Here is a 20,746-nt window from a genome sequence, read left to right on the forward strand (position 1 = left end):
CCCCTTAGCATGTTAAAAATATTTAATCAAACGTTTGTTTAACTGTTTTTATGCATATGTAAGCCAACTAATCAAACGTTTGTTTAAAAAGAAATACGCCCCCTATAGGGCGCATTCTCATCAATCACCGCCACCTCCACCACCGCAGCTACCTCCACCATCTCCGCCAAAAGAACCTCCGCAATCATGTGAACCTCCATCGTGCGAGCTATCATTATCAGATCCAGCAAAGAAAAATAATGGTGATGAGTTGTTAGATGAATTATGAATGTTATTTTGTTTTGTTAAGTTTACCTTCTTTTTGTTTGATCGAACTGCTGTTACGATTGTTCCAACTACAACAAATAATAGTATGACAATAATAAATTCCATATAAAAGCCTCCCTTAATCCTCGAATAATTGAATGGTTCTCTCTAGATTTTCAAGTGAAATGAAGCGCGATTCACGAAGGATCTCTTTTCCATTATAAAATAATAAAACTGTTGGCCCTGTAAATACTGCATACCGCCCCGCAAGCTCTTGCATGTCTTGTAGTAATATTTCTACTTTCTCTACGTAATCATAATTCTCTAATACGCAATTTACTTTTCTTAGCATAACATCACAAACACCACAATTCTCCGTTTTAATAAACAGAAGTACTAATTGTTGTTCTTCAATATGTGTCGCTAATTCTTCTATCGTTTCAAATTTATTCATCTTATTCCCTCTTAGCGTAATTTACGAAATACTTTATCTTGATACATACAAAAGGCTGAACTATCTTTAATTTTCCTTTTTTCCATTACTTGCTGAAAACGCAGCGTTTTTGTCGTTAACTCTTCTTGTAATTTTTTTCTCTCTGCTTCATCATAACAGCACGCAATTAAGTCTTCTGTTTTTAATATATCTTTTTGTAGTTCCATTTCTGGTGGAATCATACCCGCATTTTTTAAAATTTTATAGCTCATCCTTAATTCTGGAGGTACCATTGAAAGGTCTTCTAATTGTAGTGGTTTTCCTTTTCCAGGAATATGATTAAGGTCTCCATTCCGTATTGCTTGTCGAATTTTTTCTTCAGCAATGTTCAAAAACACATCCACACCATTCCCTCCTTTACATATTTTTACTATTATTTTACATGATATTTTCTCATCTTGCTACGCTATTACAAATTGACTTCATACAATTTTTTCTCAAATTTAATTACAAGGAGCCTTTTCCTCCCTAATCAATATTTTATTTTCATGTGTAGTCTGTATTAGAGTCATTTAATATTGAGAAAATCTTTTTGAATCAAATAAAGCGTTTACACTAAATCTTACATTTGCTACGATTTAATCACCCCAGCCCCCTTGTATAGACTTCGTGATGTCTGATCATTTTTATCTAGACGTTTCATACGTCTAGATCCATTTTGATTTATTGGCGTATGCCTTTAAATATATCTTTTATTTTGAAAGGAGAAATGACTATGAAATCAAAAAAATTCACACTGCTATTACTATCCCTACTACTCTTCTTACCTCTTTTTCTCACAAACTTTATTACCCCAAATCTCGCATTAGCAGATTCACCAAAGCAAGGTCAAAAAATTGTTGGGTATTTTCCTTCATGGGGCATTTACGGACGTAATTATCAAGTTTCAGACATTGATGCATCAAAGCTAACTCATTTAAACTATGCTTTCGCTGATATTTGCTGGAATGGAAAACATGGAAATCCTTCTACTCACCCGGATAATCCAAATAAACAAACGTGGAACTGTAAAGAATCTGGTGTACCACTGCAAAATAAAGAGGTCCCTAATGGCACTCTCGTACTCGGTGAACCATGGGCTGATGTCACAAAATCTTATCCGGGATCGGGTACAACTTGGGAAGATTGTGATAAATACGCCCGCTGCGGAAATTTCGGAGAACTGAAACGATTAAAAGCTAAGTATCCTCACTTAAAAACAATTATTTCCGTTGGTGGCTGGACTTGGTCTAACCGCTTTTCTGATATGGCCGCTGATGAAAAAACAAGAAAAGTATTCGCTGAATCTACAGTAGCTTTTCTTCGCGAATATGGATTTGACGGCGTTGATTTAGACTGGGAATACCCGGGCGTTGAAACGATCCCTGGTGGTAGTTATCGTCCTGAAGATAAGCAAAACTTCACCCTACTCCTTCAAGATGTTCGACATGCATTAACTAAAGCTGGCGCAGAAGATGGTAAACAATATTTACTAACAATCGCGTCAGGTGCAAGCCAACGTTATGCTGATCATACAGAGCTAAAGAAAATCTCTCAAATACTGGATTGGATTAATATTATGACATATGATTTCCACGGTGGATGGGAAGCTACTTCTAACCATAATGCAGCTCTATACAAGGATCCAAATGACCCAGCAGCGGATACGAAATTTTACGTAGATGGTGCGATAGACATTTATACAAATGAAGGGGTTCCAGCGGATAAACTCGTATTAGGTGTACCTTTTTACGGACGCGGATGGAAAAGTTGCGGAAAAGAAAATAATGGGCAATACCAACCTTGTAAACCAGGTAGTGATGGAAAGCTCGCTTCTAAAGGTACTTGGGATGATTATTCTACCGGTGACACAGGTGTGTACGATTATGGTGATTTAGCAGCTAATTATGTTAATAAAAATGGTTTTGTTCGCGGATGGAACGATGTAGCGAAAGTACCTTATTTATATAATGCGACTACAGGCACGTTTATTAGCTATGATGACAACGAATCTATGAAATATAAAACAGACTATATAAAGACAAAAGGTTTAAGTGGCGCAATGTTTTGGGAACTAAGCGGGGATTGCCGTACAAGTCCAAAATATAGTTGTAGTGGACCAAAATTACTTGATACGTTAGTAAAAGAATTACTTGGTGGACCTATTACTCAAAAAGATACTGAATCACCAACAAACGTAAAAAATATTTCTGTTACAAATAAAAATTCAAACTCAGTTCAATTAAACTGGACTGCATCTACTGATAACGTAGGAGTTACGAAATATGAAATTACTGCCGGAGAAGAGAAATGGAGTACAACAACAAATAGCATTACAATTAAAAACTTGAAACCTAATACAGAATACACATTTTCAGTATTAGCAAAGGATGCTGCTGGTAACAAATCACAACCTACTTCTATTCTTATAAAAACAGATGATGCTAACACAACACCTCCTGGTGGAAATGGCAATGCTACCTTTTCAGTCACTTCAAATTGGGGAAGTGGTTACAACTTCTCAATTATAATTAAAAATAGCGGAACGACCCCTATTAAAAACTGGAAATTAGAATTTGATTATAACGGCAATTTAACACAAGTTTGGGATTCTAAAATTAGTAGTAAAATAAATAATCATTACGTAATTACGAATGCAGGATGGAATGGTGAAATTCCTCCTGGTGGATCAGTTACAATCGGAGGGGCAGGAACAGGCAATCCCGCCGAACTTGTAAATGCATCCATTAGCGAAAACTAAACGTAACATCCATTAATTATTTCACTAAAGTTTGAATTTAGGTTTGAGTGCTCTATCCTAAATTCAAACTTTTAATTTTATGAAAAATCACAAATTTATATTATAATAACCTATTATAATTATATTTAGTTTCTAATATGAAGTTCGTGTGAAGTTCATCTGAATTTTACATGAATTTCCTTTAAATTCTATTGTCTTCCTATACTAATCACATTATCCTTTACATATAGGAATTATTTTTATTCCATTTCTAACTATCTATATATATAAAGAAAGATAGTCGCCTATTAGGGAAAGGCATCTAGTATTATTATAAATATAAACATAACAAAAGAAAAAGCACGCTTATAAGCGCACCATAAGAGTGCTTCTTCATACAATTCTCATGTAAGAGTTCTCGAAAATCATGTTAATCACAAAGAAAAGACATTAGCTTATAAAAGCTAATGTCTTTTCTTTATTCTTATTGTTCAGCGTTCCATTCTTCTATATTCCATACTTTTGTTATCCATGCTTCATAGAAAGAAGGCTCATGTGAAACAAGTAAAACTGTTCCTTTATATTGTTGTAACGCTTCCTGCAAAGACTTTTTTGTTTCTATATCCAGATGATTAGTTGGTTCATCTAAAATTAAAACGTTGCTTTTCGTTACGATAAGTTCACATAAACGTACTTTCGTCTGTTCCCCGCCGCTTAATAAACTAATAGGTTTTAATACGTGTTCTTCTTTCAAACCACACTTTGCTAATGCTTGGCGTACTTCTTTCTTTGTCATATCTGGTCTTTCTGCCCAAACTTTCTCTAATGGTGTTGTTTCTGAAGCAAACTCCTCCTGTGCAAAATAAGCAGGATTTACTCGTTCTCCAACAGAAATTGAACCGCTTAACGGCTTTATTTGACCTAATAACGTTTTTAACATTGTCGTTTTTCCAATTCCATTATGACCAACAATCGCTATTTTTTCTCCTTTTTTCACTTGTAAATTCAACTCTGGACATAACGGATCACTATAACCTATCCTTAGTTTCTCAGCTTGCAATATACGACTCACTGGCTCCTCATAAACATTGAAATCAAAACGGGATCGAGTTACATGATTAACTTTTTCAACCCTTTGCATTTTCTCCAATACTTTTTCTCGACTTTTTGCCTGTTTCGCTTTTCGAATTTTATTTTTTTGAATAAATGTTTCTAGCTGAGAGATTTCTTTTTGCTGTTTCACATACGCCAATTGTACTTGCTTCTTTTGCAATTGATAACTTTGCACAAACTTTTCATAATCTCCTACATACCGCTTAACTTTCCGTTCTTCTAAATGATAAATAACATTCGCAACATTGTTCAAAAATATTTCGTCATGTGAAATGATAATATAAGCTTTTTCATACAGCTTCAAATATAATTGCAACCATTCTATATGAGTTGTATCTAAATAGTTTGTTGGCTCATCTAGCAATAAAACATCAGCTTTTTCTAAAAGGAGCTTCCCAAGTAATAACTTTGTTCGCTGTCCTCCACTTAAATTTGAAACATCCTTTTTCAACCCTATTTCAAATAAACCTAAACCGATTGCTACTTCTTCAATTTCTGTATGAATTTGATAGAAATTAGAGCTTTCCAATATAGTTTGTAATTCTCCATACTTTACTAACAGTTTTTCTACCTCTCCTGCTCCATTCATTTCTTCAGCAATTTTTAACATTTCACATTCAATCGCATACAAATTAGAAAATGCACTTTGTAAGTACCCTTCAATTGTTATCCTCTCTTGCAAATCCATATGCTGCTGTAAAAAGCCTACCTTCATATGTGGAAACCATTCAATCTTCCCGTCATCATGTATAAGTTCTCCTGTTAAAATCCTTAACAATGTTGATTTTCCAACTCCATTTTTTCCTACTAGCCCAACATGCTCACCCTTTAATAGTCGAAAGCACGCATTATATAAAATGGGTTTTTCACCATATGAATGACTTAAATTTTCTACTGTTAATATACTCATCTTTTTCTCTCCTTTACTTATGGTTCATAAGCTAAATAGAGAGAGCAACAGTATAAAGCCTTATTTAATTGTGCATATAAAAAATGGGTAAGGTGAATACACCTTACCCATTACATATTATCGTAAAAAAGGATTAAGGTTCTTTACCTGCTGTCTTCAATTTAGCTTAATCGTTAAAAATGGGCAGACTTCTCCCGTATCAAGCTAAAACCATTTGAAGAACAGTTGATAAAGTCATTTTATCCTTTCACTCCTTTAATATTTGTTATATTAAGAGTATAAACTACTCTGTTATATTCTATTCTCTATTTTTTCTTTTGTTCCTTCTCATTCTTTTCATGTTCTATAAAAAAAGCTCTTACCAGCAATTATATTAAAGTCTGGTAAGAGCTTTTTCTATTTTTTCATATAAGGAGCTAATACTCTTAAAATTTCTTCCTTATCTTCCTTTAACTCAAGTGATGTTAACATATCCATCGTTCGTGGCCTAGGTAATTTCACTTGTACCTCGCCAACTATTGATGCTGGTCTTTGAGATAAAATAAATACGCGATCAGAAAGTAAAATTGCCTCATCTAAGTCATGCGTAACCATAACGATTGTTTGCTTTTCTTGATGCCAAGAATTTAAAAGCCAACTGTGTACTTCCATTTTTGTAAATGCATCTAATTTTCCAAAAGGCTCATCCAGTAGCATAATTGGCTTTTCACATAAATATGTGCGAAGGAAACTAATTCTTTGACGCATTCCACCTGATAACTCATCTGGATAATGATCTGCATATTCATCTAGCTCAAACTGCTTTAATGCTTCCATTCCTTCTGTCAGCCTTTGTTTTTTAGGCTTCCCTTCGATTTCCAATGGAAGAACGATATTTTGCAAAGCCGATCGCCACGGTAATAATAAATCTTGTTGCGGCATATAACTTACAACATCTTGTTTTTTCACATGTTCCTCGTTATAAAATACCTCTCCACTCGTTGGCTCTTCAACACTCGCGATCATATTTAACAAAGTGCTTTTTCCACAACCACTTGGACCTACAAAAGAGACGAATTCTCCCTCCTGTATAGAAGCACTAATATTTTTTAATACATTCTTTCCATCAAAAGCTTTTACAACCTCTTTTATTAGTAATCCACTCATTTTTCACTTGGAAGGAATTCATTTGTAAAGGCATCTTTCACATCAATTTTCTTCTTAATAACTTTGTTGTCATATAAGAAATTCATGTAATTTGTCCAAACTTCTTCCTTCTGTACTCCCCACGCTTTTGCATCATCTTGATACTTTGTACTTAACCACTTTTGGCTTTCTTGTACTAATTCTTTATTCACATCTGGAACAGCTTTAATTAAAATATCCGCAGCTTCTTTCGGTTCTTTAATTGCAAAATCATAACCTTCTGTCGTTGCAGTCATAAACTTTTTCACGAAATCTTTATCTTGCTTCGTATGTTTTTCACTTGTAATAATGACAGGGCTATAGAAATCGAGTGCTGGATCTAAATCTTTCACCATAATCGTATTTAACTCTTTTCCTTGACGCTTCGCTTCAATTCCATCCCATCCGTAATAAATCCATTCGAAATCTGCATCACGGCCAATTGATTTGAAGAAGTCTGTTTGTCCAAGAATAATTTTTTCGACTTTATTAAAATCAGCTTGATGTTTCTCCATAATCGTTTTTAACGTCGCCTCTTCCGCTGGTCCTCCCCAGCCACCATAACGTTTACCTTCAAAATCTTTTGGTGACATCATATTATCTTTTTTTAGTGATGCAAAAGCAGAGGTATTATGCTGAATAATTGCACCAACAGAAACAACTGGGATTCCTTCAACACGAGCTAATGTTACATTTTCTTGTGCGCTTATCGCAAAGTCCGCTTTTCCAGAAGCAATCATCTGCTCTGCCGTTACATTATCACCAGGCTGGATAATTTCTACATCAAGCCCTTGCTTTTTGTAATAATCTTTCGTTTGCGCTACATATAAGCCAGTATGATTCGTATTTGGAAACCAATCTAAAACGACTTTTACTTTTTTATCTTTACTTGAACTTTCTTCTTTCTTCGCCGGATTACACCCAGCCACAGTTACTGCTAATAATGCAGCTAACATAATTTTTAAACCTTTTTTCATTTTCTGCCGCCCTTTCTGTATATCCATGGTGCTGTTATTCTTGCCATAAATTCAACAATAAAGTACAGACATAATGTCACCATGACGATAATCGCTGCAACACCAAATACTCGAGCCGTTAAAAAGGATTTTGTTGCTCTTGTAAGCATAACTCCTAATCCTTCACTGGCACCAAGCCATTCCCCAATAATCGCTCCCATCACACTATATGTAACAGCAATTTTTAAACCTGAGAAAAAGTACGGGAGCACTGCTGGAAATTTTACTTTCTGATAAATTTGCCACTTTGTCGCCTTCATCGTTTGTAACAACTTCAGCAAATTTTTATCTACCGTTTGGAAACCTTCTAAAATGCTAAGCGCAATTGGGAAGAAACAAACAAGAATAACAACCATTACTTTTGGCAACATCCCGTATCCAAACCAAATAATAAATAATGGTGCGAGCACAACGATTGGAATTGTTTGCGAAATAACGAGCAACGGATTCATTAAAATCCGAAATAAAGGGATGACATCCATAATGATAGCAATACTAGTCCCAAGTAAAATTGCAAAAAACAACCCAATTATTACTTCCTGTAACGTTTGCACTGTATTCGGTAATAGTAAATCTTTCATTCCAATTAGCTCTTGCACAATTGCAGACGGCTTCGGTAAAATCCACGGCTCAATTTTAAATAATGAAACAGATCCTTCCCATATAGCAATGAGAAGGATAAGCCAAATTGTTGTAATTATTTTAGATCGCTTCTGGTTTTGCATATTCATCACGGTACTTCCAAACTTTTTCGTCAATCGTTACGCCCGTACTTGGACGATAGTGAATTTTAATAGAAGTGATTACTTCTTCTGCTCCAGCATCGACGCAAGCTTGTTGCGCGCGTTTAATGACGTCAAGAAGTACATCTAATTCTCCTTCCAACGTTGTTTCCATTGCCCCTACTTCATAACGAACTCCCGATTGTTGTACAACTTCAATTGCTTTATCAACAACGGAATACACATCTTTGTTCTTCGCTTGTGGTACTACTGAAAATGAAATTGTAACTTGTTGTGACATAATAAAATCCCCCTTACAAAATATGTTTTCAAAAAAAGAAAAGGCTTTCCTACCATGTAGGAAAGCCTTGTATACAAGTTATTCTATAATAACTTATGCTACATCACTTTAAAGTAACTCCCTACGCTGGCATTATCCAGATCAGGTTGAGGGTCGATGTACACTTACATCCTCTCAGCCAATTGGCTCCCCGGTTCTTAATTCGTTTTCATTGTAGCATGATTTATTTTATTGAACAAACAAAAGCACGTATAATCATTTCATTTAACTTTTGAATTCCCCAATTAACTCTTGTAGCTCCTGTGAAAGCCAGCTTAAAGAACTGGCTAATTCAGCAATATCTTGTACAGACATTTCCTGTTCTTTCATACTTTCTTCAACATTACTACTACTATTCGCATACGTACTTGCGATAAGCGATAGTTCATTTACAACACGAACAATATTTTGGCTATTTTGCAATATATCACTTGAATTGCTAGAAACAACTCTAACTTGATTTGTAACAGATTGTGCTGATTTTGAAATTTCCCCAAAGAAAGCACCACTACTTTCAACAAGTTTCATTCCAGATTCTACTTCTTTTAAAGTATTTTGCATTGAAACAACAGCTTCTTCCGTTTCAACTTGTGTTTCCCCTATTAATTTCGCTATATCTTTTGCTGATACTTCCGTCTGCTCTGCTAATTTACGCACTTCATCAGCAACAACGACAAATCCATTTCCGGTTTCCTCAGCACGTGAAGCTTCAATAAAAGCATTTAAAGCTAGCGAATTGGTTTGATTTGAAATACCGGTAATTACTGTTACAATATCACTAATTTCTTTTGATTTTGTTTCCAAAGAATAAATAGTAGAAGATAAATCTTGTACTGCATTTTGTATTATGTTCATTTGATTAATCGTCTGTTCAATAACACCATTTCCTTTTACCGAATGATGCTCCATACCTTCAGACTCTTTCGCCATTTGTTTTGCAGCATTATTTATCTCTTCCATCTTATCTTCCATTTCATATACAATACCTAAATACTTTGGTCCTGAAGTTTCTTGTGACTGAGCGCCAGCTCTTAACTCAACCATAGAACTTACGATTCCTTGGACTGCCATGCTATTCTCTTTCGTACTCACTGACAATTCTTGTGAAGATGAGGAAACCTGTTCTGCTGTCTGCTTCACTTTATCTATAATTCCTTTAAACTTCTCGATGGTACTATTAAAATACGCATTAATAATACCTATATCATCTGGTCTTTCCTCTAATTTAATACTTAAATCACCTTCACCGACTTTGCGCAATCCTTCACGTAAATCTCGCAATGGAGCAAGTGCGTTACGTACAATTAAGAATTGAATAAAAGTTGCAATTAAAACAGAAATACAAATAAACATTAAACCTTGTATAATGAACTTTTCCTTTGTACTAGGAACAATAGAGGCATCTACATCAGCTGCAACAAGTGCCACAATATTATCTTCTCCATCTTTAATTGGCTCTAATATCGTTACCCATGTTCCTAATGCGTCTTCATATACTTCTGTCATATTTGCTTTTTTCGTGCTCATTACTTTATCATACGCTTCCATCCAAAGATCTGGTTGTTTATAATAGTCTCCCGGTCTTACTTCAACAACATTTGCTAAACCTGTAGACAAATCGACGATTTGTAGCTCACCTTTTTCATTTTCTTTTGCTCCAACAATGTACGTTTGTCCAACACTGTTCAATTCTTCCGTTGATTCATCTAATTTCTCTGTTAACTTCTCTCTCTTTTCTCTTTCTGCCGTTGGGTCTTTTGCAACATCTCTCAATATTTCTGCGTCTAATTTATGTAATACCGTATCTCCTGTTTCAAAAGAATGCCTTTCAAATATAGACATCATACTATTTTGAAACATGTTAAAACTTAACGCTCCCATAGTACCGACAAGCGTCAAAATAACTAACACAGTTAACAATACATTCTTTTGAAGAAACGATAACTTATGCCAATATCTTTTCATTAACATCACCTTTCTTAATTAACTTAATATAAAGTAAAACTATTAAAATATAAACCTCAACAATTGATAACTATTCTCATTTGTTTACAAATAAAAAAAGACCAATGAAAAGAGCATTGGTCAAGACCAACCCTATCCGTCCGGTAACTGGCTAGCGTAGCCTTTCGGCCTTAGCTCCTGTAGTTTTGCGTCCTAATGTTTCCATCAGTTTGCCTTTCTCGCTGAACGAGTTGAACGATATGGGAGTTCTATGAGAATTAAATTATTCTCTACAAAAGATTACAACATAAAAATTAAAATGTCTACCTATTTAGAGATGCAAATATAAAGTTTTAATGTATTATTTTTTCGAAATAATTTAACAAAGTACGTGAATGTTACATTTCTTGTGTTATATAATAAAAAATGTATATAACACAAGGATTGTTTTGAGTATTTATTTTAATTTTCATTTAAATTAAATTATTCGAATATATCTTAACTAATGAATTTCGGAGGTAGTTTATCATGTTTTGGCTACAATTTCTTACGTTACTACTCTGCATTTTTATTGGCGCACGCCTAGGCGGAGTTGGTCTAGGAGTAATGGGTGGCGTTGGTATGGCAATACTTGTTTTCGTCTTCCACTTACAACCTACAGCTCCTCCTATTGATGTAATGCTTATGATTTTAGCAGTAATTACAGCTGCCGGTGCACTGCAAGCCGCTGGAGGAATGGACTACCTTGTTCATCTGGCTGAGAAAGCATTACGAAAAAATCCAAAGCGCATTACATTCTTTGCTCCAATTGTTACTTATTTATTTACACTGTGCGCAGGAACTGGTCACGTTGCTTATTCTGTACTTCCTGTTATCGCAGAAGTCTCTCGCGAATCTGGGATTAGACCGGAACGACCAATGTCAATTGCCGTAATCGCTTCCCAACAAGCAATTACAGCTAGTCCTATATCAGCTGCAACAGTTGCACTTTTAGCAATGCTAGCTGACTATAAAATCACCTTATTAGATATTTTAAAAGTAAGTATCCCTTCTACTTTCATCGCTTGTATGGTAGCTGCATTTGTTGCTAGCAAAATGGGGAAAGAATTAAATGAGGACCCTGAATACTTAAAACGACTAAAAGAAGGAATGATTCCTAAGATTGAAGAGAAAAAAGAATTTGTTGGTGTAAAAGGCGCTAAACTATCCGTTATCCTTTTCCTAGTAGGAACTTTCCTTGTCGTACTTCTCGGTTCATTTGAAGTACTTCGTCCAGGATGGATGGTTGATGGGAAGTTAGTTCGTCTTTCCATGCCAAACACAATTGAAATGGTTATGTTAACGATCGCAGCTCTTATTATTATTTTCTGTAAACCAAATGTAGAAAGCATCGTGTCTGGTAACGTCTTTAAAGCAGGAGCAACAGCAGTTGTTGCTATTTTTGGTATCGCTTGGATGGGAGATACTTTCTTCAACGGAAACTTAAATATAATTCAAGGATCAATTCAACACTTAGTGACAAGTGCACCATGGCTATTTGCTATCGCACTATTCATTCTATCTATTTTACTGTATAGCCAAGCAGCAACAGTTCGTGCTTTAATGCCACTTGGACTATCACTTGGTATTCCGCCAGCATTACTTATTGCAATGTTCCCTGCAGTAAATGGATACTTCTTCATTCCAAACTACGGGACAATCGTTGCTGCAATTAATTTTGATCGCACTGGTACAACAGGAATTGGTAAATATGTTTTAAATCATAGCTTTATGATTCCTGGCCTGATCGCAACATTCACTTCTATCGGAATTGGAATGCTCCTAATATCAATTATGTTTTAAATAAAAGCACAAACCTGCAATTTTAAAGGGTTTGTGCTTTTTTAATCAAACGTTCGTTTAAATATTTTTAACCGTCCATTCTTCCATTATGTTCTTTAATAGTTGTGTGAAGTTCCCTTTTCCTACAAACTCCTATTTACTTCCTCAACTAATTTCTTCGTACTTTCATACGCAGATTCTGCTAAACTAATCGCGGAAATAACGGAAACACCGTCCGCACCTGCTTCTATAACTGAAGCTGTATTTTCAATTGTAATGCCACCAATTCCGACGATCGGTATTGTAATTCCTTGCTCTCTAAAATGAGCTAAACCTTTCGTTCCTTGTACAGCTTTCGTATCTTTTTTCGTACTCGTTGGGAAAATAGGGCCAACACCTAAATAATCAGCTCCGTTTTCAATTGCCCAGCGTGCTTCTTCAATTGTGTGTGTAGATACACCAACAATTTTATCCCCCATTTTTTCACGAACAGAAGTAATTCCTTCATCATCTTGTCCAACATGCACGCCATCTGCATCTAACTCGAGAGCTAGTTCCACATCATCATTTACGATGAATGGTACACCGTACTCCTTACAAATTGCTTGTAGTTCTTTTGCGAAACAAATGCGTTTCTCTCCCGTTAAAGCGCCTTCCCCCTTTTCACGAAATTGAAAAATTGTTATACCACCTTCAAGTGCATCTCTCAATACTCGTAGTGGCTCCTTCGTACAATTGTTACTTCCCATAATAAAATATACTGATAACAACCTAGACATTTCAGCTTTTGTAATCCGCGACATCTAGTTCCCCTCCTTACTATATAATCTCAATCTTCCCATACTTCTCAATATCACCTGAAGTGGTATTCGCTAACTGATTTAAAAATTCAATTTGGAAACTACCCGGTCCCTTTTCCACTGTCTTGGCAGCTGCCAGTTCCGCAGCTACACCATAAAATGTTAATGCCGCTACTGCTGCCTTTACATAATCCTTTTCTACCGCTACAAATGCTCCTATTACAGAAGTTAGTAAACAACCTGTTCCAGTAACTTTCGTTAAAATAGGGTGGCCATTTTGAATAAGAATAGTTCGCTCTCCATCTGTAACAACATCTTCTTCTCCAGTAATTACTGCAACTGTATTTAATTCATCCGCTGCCTGTTTTGCAATATTTACAACATTACCGTTTCCAGTACCAGCGTCCACACCTTTAATTTCCCATTTCTCATTAATAACATTAGCAATTTCAGCCGCATTTCCACGAATTATCGCTAAATCGATTTCAGCTGGAATATATCTCGCAACTTCTGTTCGATAAGAAGTTGCTCCTGCCCCAACTGGATCAAACAATACTGGTACACCATTTGTATTTGCCGATTTACCAGCAAGTAACATCGCTTCTACCTCTTCAGGACGAAGTGTACCCATATTTAAAACAAGAGCTCCCGCAATGCTAGCCATTTCTGCTACTTCTTCTTTTGCATACGCCATTACAGGCGATGCCCCTAACGCTAACAAACCGTTAGCTGTAAAATTTGTTACAACAACATTTGTAATATTATGAACGAGCGGATTAGACTCTCTTACCAAATCCACTACTTTACTAATTTCTTTCATATTCATCCTTTTCATCTCCTAACTATAGTGATGGGAGATACACAAAAAGGCACTTTGCGCGTACGCAAAGTGCCTGAACATGTGCTTTTACACTCTCCCTACGCTGGCATTATCCAACAGGTTCAAATGGTCAATGACGGACTAGTAGTCATACTCTCAGTTTGCATCCACAAACTCCCATGTGTTTATTATTCATCTACTTCAAAGTCTACTCTTATTCTAGTAAAATAACAAGTTCTTTACTTTTCCATTAGTCTTTTGTATCTTGTTCTACGTAAATTGTTGGAGCAATTTTTTCAAACTCTTTATATGAATCTGATTGTCTTCCAGAAATGATAATTAATTCTGGGTTCATTTCATCAAAACCTATTCAAACCTGGAGCGAAACTGAATCTCAAGAAGATGTATGCTATAGTTAACGTATGGAAATTTGAAAGGATGTTTTTAATATGTCAAAAAGCGTTGTAATCGCTGAAAAACCTTCCGTTGCACGTGATATCGCACGTGTACTGAAATGTGATAAAAAAGGAAACGGCTATCTTGAAGGTAGTAAATATATTGTTACTTGGGCTTTAGGTCATCTCGTTACATTAGCTGATCCAGAAAGCTATGATGTGAAATATAAAAAATGGGATTTAGAAGATTTACCAATGCTACCTGAGCGTTTAAAACTAACAGTTATTAAACAAACAGGGAAACAGTTTAATGCTGTGAAAAGCCAACTACTTAGAAAAGACGTAAATGAAATCATTATAGCTACTGACGCCGGTCGTGAGGGAGAGTTGGTCGCACGCTGGATTATCGATAAAGTTAAAATGCAGAAACCGATTAAACGTCTATGGATTTCATCTGTTACCGATAAAGCAATTAAAGATGGCTTCGCAAATTTAAAACCAGGAAAAGCATATGACAATCTATACGCTTCGGCTGTCGCACGTTCAGAGGCTGACTGGTATATCGGACTTAATGCGACTCGAGCATTAACTACTCGCTTTAATGCCCAACTAAATTGTGGTCGTGTTCAAACACCTACTGTAGCCATGATTGCAAGCCGTGAAGATGAAATCAAACATTTCAAAGCTCAAACTTACTATGGTATCGAAGCTCAAACAGCTGAGAGATTAAAGCTAACTTGGCAAGATACAAAAGGAAATAGCCGTAGCTTTAATAAAGAAAAAACTGATGCAATCGTGAACAAAATTAGTAAGCAAAATGCTACTGTTGTAGACATTGATAAAAAACAAAAGAAGTCGTTCGCTCCTGGTCTTTACGATTTAACTGAGCTACAACGTGATGCGAATAAAATATTTGGTTACTCTGCGAAAGAAACATTAAACATTATGCAAAAATTATATGAACAGCATAAAGTTTTAACGTACCCTCGTACAGATTCACGCTATATTTCATCTGATATTGTCGGAACACTTCCAGAGCGTCTGAAGGCTTGCGGAGTTGGAGAATACCGTCCTTTAGCACATAAAGTATTGCAGAAACCTGTAAAATCTAATAAATCATTTGTTGATGATAGTAAAGTAAGTGATCATCACGCAATTATTCCAACAGAGAGCTATGTAAACTTCTCAGCTTTCACAGATAAAGAACGTAAAATTTATGACTTAGTTGTAAAACGTTTCTTAGCTGTTTTATTCCCGGCCTTTGAATATGAACAACTAACATTGCGCACGAAAATTGGTGACGAAACGTTCATCGCACGCGGAAAAACGATTTTACATGCTGGTTGGAAAGAGGTTTATGCAAATCGGTTTGAAGATGATGATGCAAGCGATGATGTAAAAGAACAAATCTTACCTCGCATCGAAAAAGGCGATACATTAAACATAAAACTAATTGTCCAAACATCGGGTCAAACGAAAGCACCTGCACGCTTTAATGAAGCAACATTACTTTCAGCAATGGAAAACCCAACAAAATACATGGATACGCAAAACAAACAACTTGCTGACACGTTAAAGTCAACTGGTGGATTAGGTACTGTAGCTACACGAGCTGATATTATCGACAAGTTATTCAATTCGTTCTTGCTTGAAAAACGTGGTAAAGATATTCATATTACTTCAAAAGGCCGTCAGTTACTTGATTTAGTGCCAGAAGAACTGAAATCTCCTACACTAACTGGTGAATGGGAGCAAAAGTTAGAAGCTATCGCTAAAGGAAAATTAAAGAAAGAAGTATTCATTTCAGAAATGAAGAACTATACGAAAGAAATTGTTGCTGAAATTAAATCGAGTGATAAAAAATATAAACATGACAACATTTCAACGAAGTCTTGTCCAGACTGTGGTAAACCGATGTTAGAAGTAAACGGTAAAAAAGGTAAAATGCTTGTATGCCAAGATCGCGAATGTGGTCACCGTAAAAATGTATCCCGTACTACAAACGCACGCTGTCCTCAGTGTAAAAAGAAACTAGAACTTCGTGGTGAAGGAGCGGGCCAAATTTTCGCATGTAAATGTGGCTATCGTGAGAAACTTTCTACATTCCAAGAGAGACGTAAAAAAGAATCCGGCAGCAAAGCTGATAAACGTGACGTCCAAAAATATATGAAACAACAGAACAAAGAGGAAGAACCATTAAACAATCCATTCGCAGAAGCATTAAAGAAATTAAAATTTGATTAAATAAAAAGGTTCCTACCTCTATCGGTAGGAACCTTTTTATTAATGAATGATTTTACTTCCTTTTGCATTCTCAACGAATTTTTCACTTGATTTGTTAATTGGTGTTTTCAGTAATAACGCAGCAACAATCATAACTACTACGAAAACACTTAACACAAGTAAATCTCTAGTTACTATATCCCAAAGCATTCCGCCAACTGTTTCACGAATTGCACTAATTGCATATGTGAATGGTAAGAACGGATAAATTGCTTGGAAGAACGGTGGTGTCATTTGAATTGGGAATGTTCCGCCTGATCCCGCTACTTGCAGTACAAGTAAAATGATCGCCATCGATTTCCCAACGTTTCCAAAAATAGAAACCAGTGAGTATACGATACAAACAAAGACTCCCCCAATAAATAAACTAAATAACACAAACCAGAACTTATCGACTACGTACGTACCGAGTAAGAATATATCTCCCATTGATACGATAAACGCTTGTGAAAGACCTATCGTTAAGAATGTTAATAAACGTCCGAAGTAAACTTCATGGCTCTTATAATTCGCGCCCTCTTCGTGTACTTCTACCGTTAATAATGAAACCATTAATAATGCGCCTACCCATAATGCAAGCACTGTATAGAATGGTGACATTGCTGAACCGTAGTTCGGCATCGCAAATAATTTATTCTCTTTTAAATTTACTGGATTCGCAAAGTAATCACTTTGCTTTTCAACATCGTTTTTCAATAAACGAATGATGTCTTTTATATCCTCTTCTGATTCAAAATCACGAATTTTATCTGCTAATTCTTTAATCTTTTTCTCAGTCTCCGGCATTTCAGCTTTAATGTCTGCTAATTTCTTTCTACCGTCTACTAAGCCTTTTGATGAATCTTCTAGTAATTTTTTAACATCTGGAAGCTTTTTGTCTGCATCATTTAAAATTTGAGTTGTATTTTTCGACATCTCTTTTGTACGAGCAATTGCTGTATTAAAGTTCGGAACAATTTCTGAATCATACGTGGACAATACATCTGCTAATTGAGCTGCTCCACCTTTTGCTGCATTGTTAATACTTTCAATTACATCTTTTGTAGGTTTCTGGCCATTGTTAAGAAGTGTAATCCCCTTATTCGTTGCCTCTACACCTTTTTGCAAACTGCTTTTCGCTTTATTTAATTTTGCAATTCCATTATTAAGGTTTTTATCACTATTTACATCCGCTAAAACCTTATTTGTGCTTTCTAGAACTGGAATCATATCATCAATTAAACCGATTCCAGATTGGAATTGACCATTTAAACTATTTAAAGCTACTTTCGTTGAATCTAAATCGTTAATACCTCTATTTTTTACATCTTCTTTCGCCTTTTGTAAATCAGCTTTTGCACCTTCAATGCCATTTTTTACTTTATCGTAATCTGCTTTTGCATTATCATATGCTGCATTTGCATCAGCTTTAGCTTGATCTACTGTGCTAACTGCTTTTTTATAATCTGCTACAAATGTTTCATTATAATCTTTTTCAGCTTGATCAATTAACGCATTTGCTGCATCTAATTTTTGATTAGCTACATCTGTTACATCTTTCTTTACTTCTTGTCCTGTACCAATAGCATTTACAATATCTTTAATACCGTTATTTGCATTTTCCATACCGCCTTTAAGCTTCGTCAGGCGATCCACTCGTCCTTGGAAAAAGCTTTTACCAAAATCAGTCGTTACTGATTTCTGAAGTTCGGTAAATACATTAATAAGATACGAAATACCCTCTGTACGAGATTGCAATTGATCTGATACCGCATTTAAATCTTTCTTTGCTTGTTCCGGATCAAATTTTCCATTTTGCAATCCATTTACAACACTTTTCCCATAAGCCGTTCCTGCACGGGATGAACTTAAAACATTATTTACTGTTTGATTAATATTTTGCGCTATACTTTTGTAACCATCATTGTTCAACTTAGAAAGATCCGGTCTCGCCGGGAATTCAGGTAATCCATTCATTCCAGAAAAATCAGGGATATTTAAATCTACACCCGGATTCATTAAAAAGTCAGTAAATGCAGCTGCGCTATCCATAACACCTTTGGCTGCTACTAAATCATTTCTTATCGTTCCTGGAGCATTCTTTAATGTTTGATCTTGTCTTGCAAAGAACTTATCTAAATTTGCCAACGCTTCTTGCCCATCATTTATTACACTCTCTACAACAGGTAGATCTTTTTGTGCTACTTTCACGATATCTTCCGCTCGAGTCGCATCATCTAATGCCTTATCCATAAGTGTATTCATTTCTGGGAACTGCGCTTCTAATTTAAATACAAGATCTTTTACTTTCTCGATACTTGGTAAGTTTGTTTCTAAATCGATTCCAAGGTCATTGAAGATTTCAAAAATCTCACCGTTTGCTGTTTTAACAAAGTTTTTACTAACCTCTTCTGTAAGACCCGATGCACCTTTAGCTGTAATTTTCGGTGCAATCGCATTTACTTTTTCATTTACATAGTAATCAAGTTCTGGTTTCTGTGGGTTTTCATTCAAGACTGTTGCAATCTTTTCAGAAAAATCTTTTGGAATAGTAATACTTGCGGAATAATCTCCACGCTCTACTCCATAAATTGCTTGCTTTTCATCGACAAACTTCCATCCAAAATTTTTATCCTTCTTAAGTGAATCTACAATTTCTTTCCCAATGTTAATATCTTTCCCTCTTAAATTTGATCCAACATCTTGGTTAGAAACTGCAATCTGGATTCCTTTCGTATTTCCGTAAGGATCCCAAGAAGCCTTAATGTTAAACCATGCATATAACGATGGTAAAATCATTAACCCTAAAACAATAACAATTGCAGCCCAATGTTTGGCTACATTCCGTAAATCTGTCTTATAAATACGCCAAATCTGTTTCATATAAGCAATCACCTAATTATATATTTTTCTTTCTTTAGAAAATGATACATACATTTTGCAATTATATCACTTTCTACATCGTGGATTAAACGAAAACATACTATTTTTCCCATTAAATATTTCACTTACTTCATTATATAACGAAGTAAAAAAAGTATGCATACAAAATGACCAAATTAGTTTTACATTCAATAATAACAAATATATAGGAAATGTCATAAAAAATACAAGTATTTTCTCTTGGGAATACTTGTATTTATCAAAAAACCCTCCCAGCTTTTCATTATCTGTGAGGGTTTCTTCTATTATATATCTAATTGTACTTCTACACCGAAATGATCAGAAATTACATTTCGATTTGTTCCATTAAAAATGACTTTTGAAGAATTAACTGTTTTACTTTGATTGCTTAATATTAGGTCGATTCGTAAGTTTTGTTTATTTTCATCCCAACCAGCAATCTCTCCTTGGACAGTTGTTCCTTCATCCTTCTCTATCGCTAGTTCATATGTGTCATATAAACCTTTTTGCATCGTATACTCATAACCCTCTCCTTCCAAACGAGCATTGTTATTAAAATCACCCATTAAGAAGAAAAGTTCATTGCTATTTACACGCTCCATTAAACGATCAACTTGGTCTTTGAATGATTCTTCTTCATCATTCCACCAACCGAGATGGCAAGAATAAAACGTTATATTCTTATCATTATAAGCAATTGTTGCACTTACAATTTTGCGTGTTTTCCAATACGTTGTATCCTTATTTTCTGAGACAAAGAACGTATCTTCCTTTACAATGTTGTGCTTTGTTATAATTGCTAACCCTTCTTCGTACACATCATATCCAATATGAGAGAAATCCCAAATAATATTGTATTCTTTTACATTTAATGCTCTTAACTCTTCTAGCAGTAAAAGTCCAAAATTATCTTTTTTCTTGTTACCGCATACATTTTCAGCTTGTATAGACTGACTTACTTCTTGCAATGCGATCACATCATAATCTTCTTCTTGAATTGCTTTAGCAAGATACTTTATTTTTTCAATTTGATTCTCTTCTTGCCAAGAGTGACAATTTAAAGTTAGCAATTTCATA

Annotated in this window: 16 protein-coding genes, 1 pseudogene and 3 riboswitches; of the genes and pseudogenes, 3 read left to right on the top strand and 14 right to left on the bottom strand. The window is 35.3% G+C overall.

The features are described from left to right. Positions 1 to 120: 120 nt before the first annotated feature. The 3 genes from QCI75_RS24605 to QCI75_RS24615 are packed head-to-tail and all read right to left on the bottom strand — an operon-like array spanning position 121 to position 1,083. Positions 121 to 372: a hypothetical protein gene (locus tag QCI75_RS24605; RefSeq protein ID WP_144508335.1), complete on the bottom strand. Its 252-nt coding sequence runs from the start codon at positions 370 to 372 to the stop codon at positions 121 to 123. Positions 373 to 385: 13 nt separating this feature from the next. Beyond that, on the bottom strand, positions 386 to 700 hold the full coding sequence (locus QCI75_RS24610) for a thioredoxin family protein (protein WP_353761346.1): 315 nt from the start codon (positions 698 to 700) through the stop codon (positions 386 to 388). An 11-nt stretch (positions 701 to 711) separates the two neighbouring features. Next, positions 712 to 1,083, bottom strand: a complete 372-nt coding sequence (locus tag QCI75_RS24615; protein WP_144508331.1) for a DnaJ family domain-containing protein — start codon at positions 1,081 to 1,083, stop codon at positions 712 to 714. Between the two features lie 371 nt (positions 1,084 to 1,454). Here QCI75_RS24615 and QCI75_RS24620 point away from each other — a divergent pair, with 371 nt between their 5' ends. After that, positions 1,455 to 3,479: a glycosyl hydrolase family 18 protein gene (locus QCI75_RS24620; protein WP_353761347.1), complete on the top strand. Its 2,025-nt coding sequence runs from the start codon at positions 1,455 to 1,457 to the stop codon at positions 3,477 to 3,479. A gap of 463 nt (positions 3,480 to 3,942) precedes the next feature. On the opposite strand, the gene QCI75_RS24625 is transcribed toward QCI75_RS24620, so the two are convergent. From QCI75_RS24625 to QCI75_RS24650, 6 genes are all read right to left on the bottom strand, one after another. After that, entirely contained in the window at positions 3,943 to 5,481 is a 1,539-nt protein-coding gene (locus QCI75_RS24625) for an ABC-F family ATP-binding cassette domain-containing protein (RefSeq protein WP_353761348.1), read from the bottom strand. Between the two features lie 396 nt (positions 5,482 to 5,877). Next, positions 5,878 to 6,627, bottom strand: coding sequence for an ABC transporter ATP-binding protein (locus QCI75_RS24630; protein WP_353761350.1), 750 nt, complete (start codon positions 6,625 to 6,627; stop codon positions 5,878 to 5,880). Further along, positions 6,624 to 7,622, bottom strand: a complete 999-nt coding sequence (locus QCI75_RS24635; protein WP_353761351.1) for an ABC transporter substrate-binding protein — start codon at positions 7,620 to 7,622, stop codon at positions 6,624 to 6,626. Before QCI75_RS24635 ends, QCI75_RS24630 begins: the two co-directional genes overlap by 4 nt. Beyond that, positions 7,619 to 8,392: an ABC transporter permease gene (locus QCI75_RS24640; RefSeq protein ID WP_144508321.1), complete on the bottom strand. Its 774-nt coding sequence runs from the start codon at positions 8,390 to 8,392 to the stop codon at positions 7,619 to 7,621. Before QCI75_RS24640 ends, QCI75_RS24635 begins: the two co-directional genes overlap by 4 nt. Next, on the bottom strand, positions 8,364 to 8,684 hold the full coding sequence (locus tag QCI75_RS24645) for an MTH1187 family thiamine-binding protein (protein ID WP_000082898.1): 321 nt from the start codon (positions 8,682 to 8,684) through the stop codon (positions 8,364 to 8,366). Before QCI75_RS24645 ends, QCI75_RS24640 begins: the two co-directional genes overlap by 29 nt. Positions 8,685 to 8,785: 101 nt before the next feature. After that, positions 8,786 to 8,887, bottom strand: a riboswitch (TPP riboswitch). A 61-nt stretch (positions 8,888 to 8,948) separates the two neighbouring features. Continuing rightward, complete coding sequence (locus tag QCI75_RS24650; protein ID WP_353761352.1) at positions 8,949 to 10,688, bottom strand: methyl-accepting chemotaxis protein; 1,740 nt, start codon at positions 10,686 to 10,688, stop codon at positions 8,949 to 8,951. Positions 10,689 to 10,827: 139 nt separating this feature from the next. Next, a riboswitch (cyclic di-GMP riboswitch) is annotated at positions 10,828 to 10,912 on the bottom strand. 283 nt (positions 10,913 to 11,195) lie between these two features. Between QCI75_RS24650 and QCI75_RS24655 the strand changes: the two genes are divergently transcribed. After that, the gene (locus QCI75_RS24655; protein ID WP_144508961.1) at positions 11,196 to 12,509 is read left to right on the top strand and encodes an anaerobic C4-dicarboxylate transporter family protein; all 1,314 of its coding nucleotides are present in this window, start codon (positions 11,196 to 11,198) and stop codon (positions 12,507 to 12,509) included. A 122-nt stretch (positions 12,510 to 12,631) separates the two neighbouring features. On the opposite strand, the gene thiE is transcribed toward QCI75_RS24655, so the two are convergent. The 3 genes and pseudogenes from thiE to QCI75_RS24670 form a co-directional block, all read right to left on the bottom strand. Further along, positions 12,632 to 13,291, bottom strand: a complete 660-nt coding sequence (gene thiE, locus QCI75_RS24660) for a thiamine phosphate synthase (protein WP_144508962.1) — start codon at positions 13,289 to 13,291, stop codon at positions 12,632 to 12,634. Positions 13,292 to 13,307: 16 nt separating this feature from the next. Further along, entirely contained in the window at positions 13,308 to 14,114 is an 807-nt protein-coding gene (gene thiM, locus QCI75_RS24665) for a hydroxyethylthiazole kinase (protein ID WP_144508963.1), read from the bottom strand. A 72-nt stretch (positions 14,115 to 14,186) separates the two neighbouring features. Next, a riboswitch (TPP riboswitch) is annotated at positions 14,187 to 14,299 on the bottom strand. A gap of 68 nt (positions 14,300 to 14,367) precedes the next feature. Beyond that, a pseudogene (locus tag QCI75_RS24670) lies at positions 14,368 to 14,466 on the bottom strand (ABC transporter); the annotation flags it as partial. Between the two features lie 91 nt (positions 14,467 to 14,557). Between QCI75_RS24670 and topB the strand changes: the two are divergent. Then, positions 14,558 to 16,747 carry a DNA topoisomerase III gene (topB, locus tag QCI75_RS24675; RefSeq protein WP_199672962.1) on the top strand — a complete coding sequence of 730 codons (2,190 nt, stop codon included), beginning with the start codon at positions 14,558 to 14,560 and terminating at the stop codon, positions 16,745 to 16,747. Positions 16,748 to 16,786: 39 nt separating this feature from the next. On the opposite strand, the gene QCI75_RS24680 is transcribed toward topB, so the two are convergent. Then, on the bottom strand, positions 16,787 to 19,648 hold the full coding sequence (locus tag QCI75_RS24680; protein ID WP_002167018.1) for a YhgE/Pip domain-containing protein: 2,862 nt from the start codon (positions 19,646 to 19,648) through the stop codon (positions 16,787 to 16,789). 305 nt (positions 19,649 to 19,953) lie between these two features. After that, positions 19,954 to 20,745: an endonuclease/exonuclease/phosphatase family protein gene (locus QCI75_RS24685; RefSeq protein WP_199672964.1), complete on the bottom strand. Its 792-nt coding sequence runs from the start codon at positions 20,743 to 20,745 to the stop codon at positions 19,954 to 19,956. Between the last annotated feature and the right edge of the window lies 1 nt (position 20,746).

The sequence above is a fragment of the Bacillus cereus group sp. RP43 genome, assembly GCF_040459645.1.
Lineage (GTDB): Bacteria > Bacillota > Bacilli > Bacillales > Bacillaceae_G > Bacillus_A > Bacillus_A mycoides_C.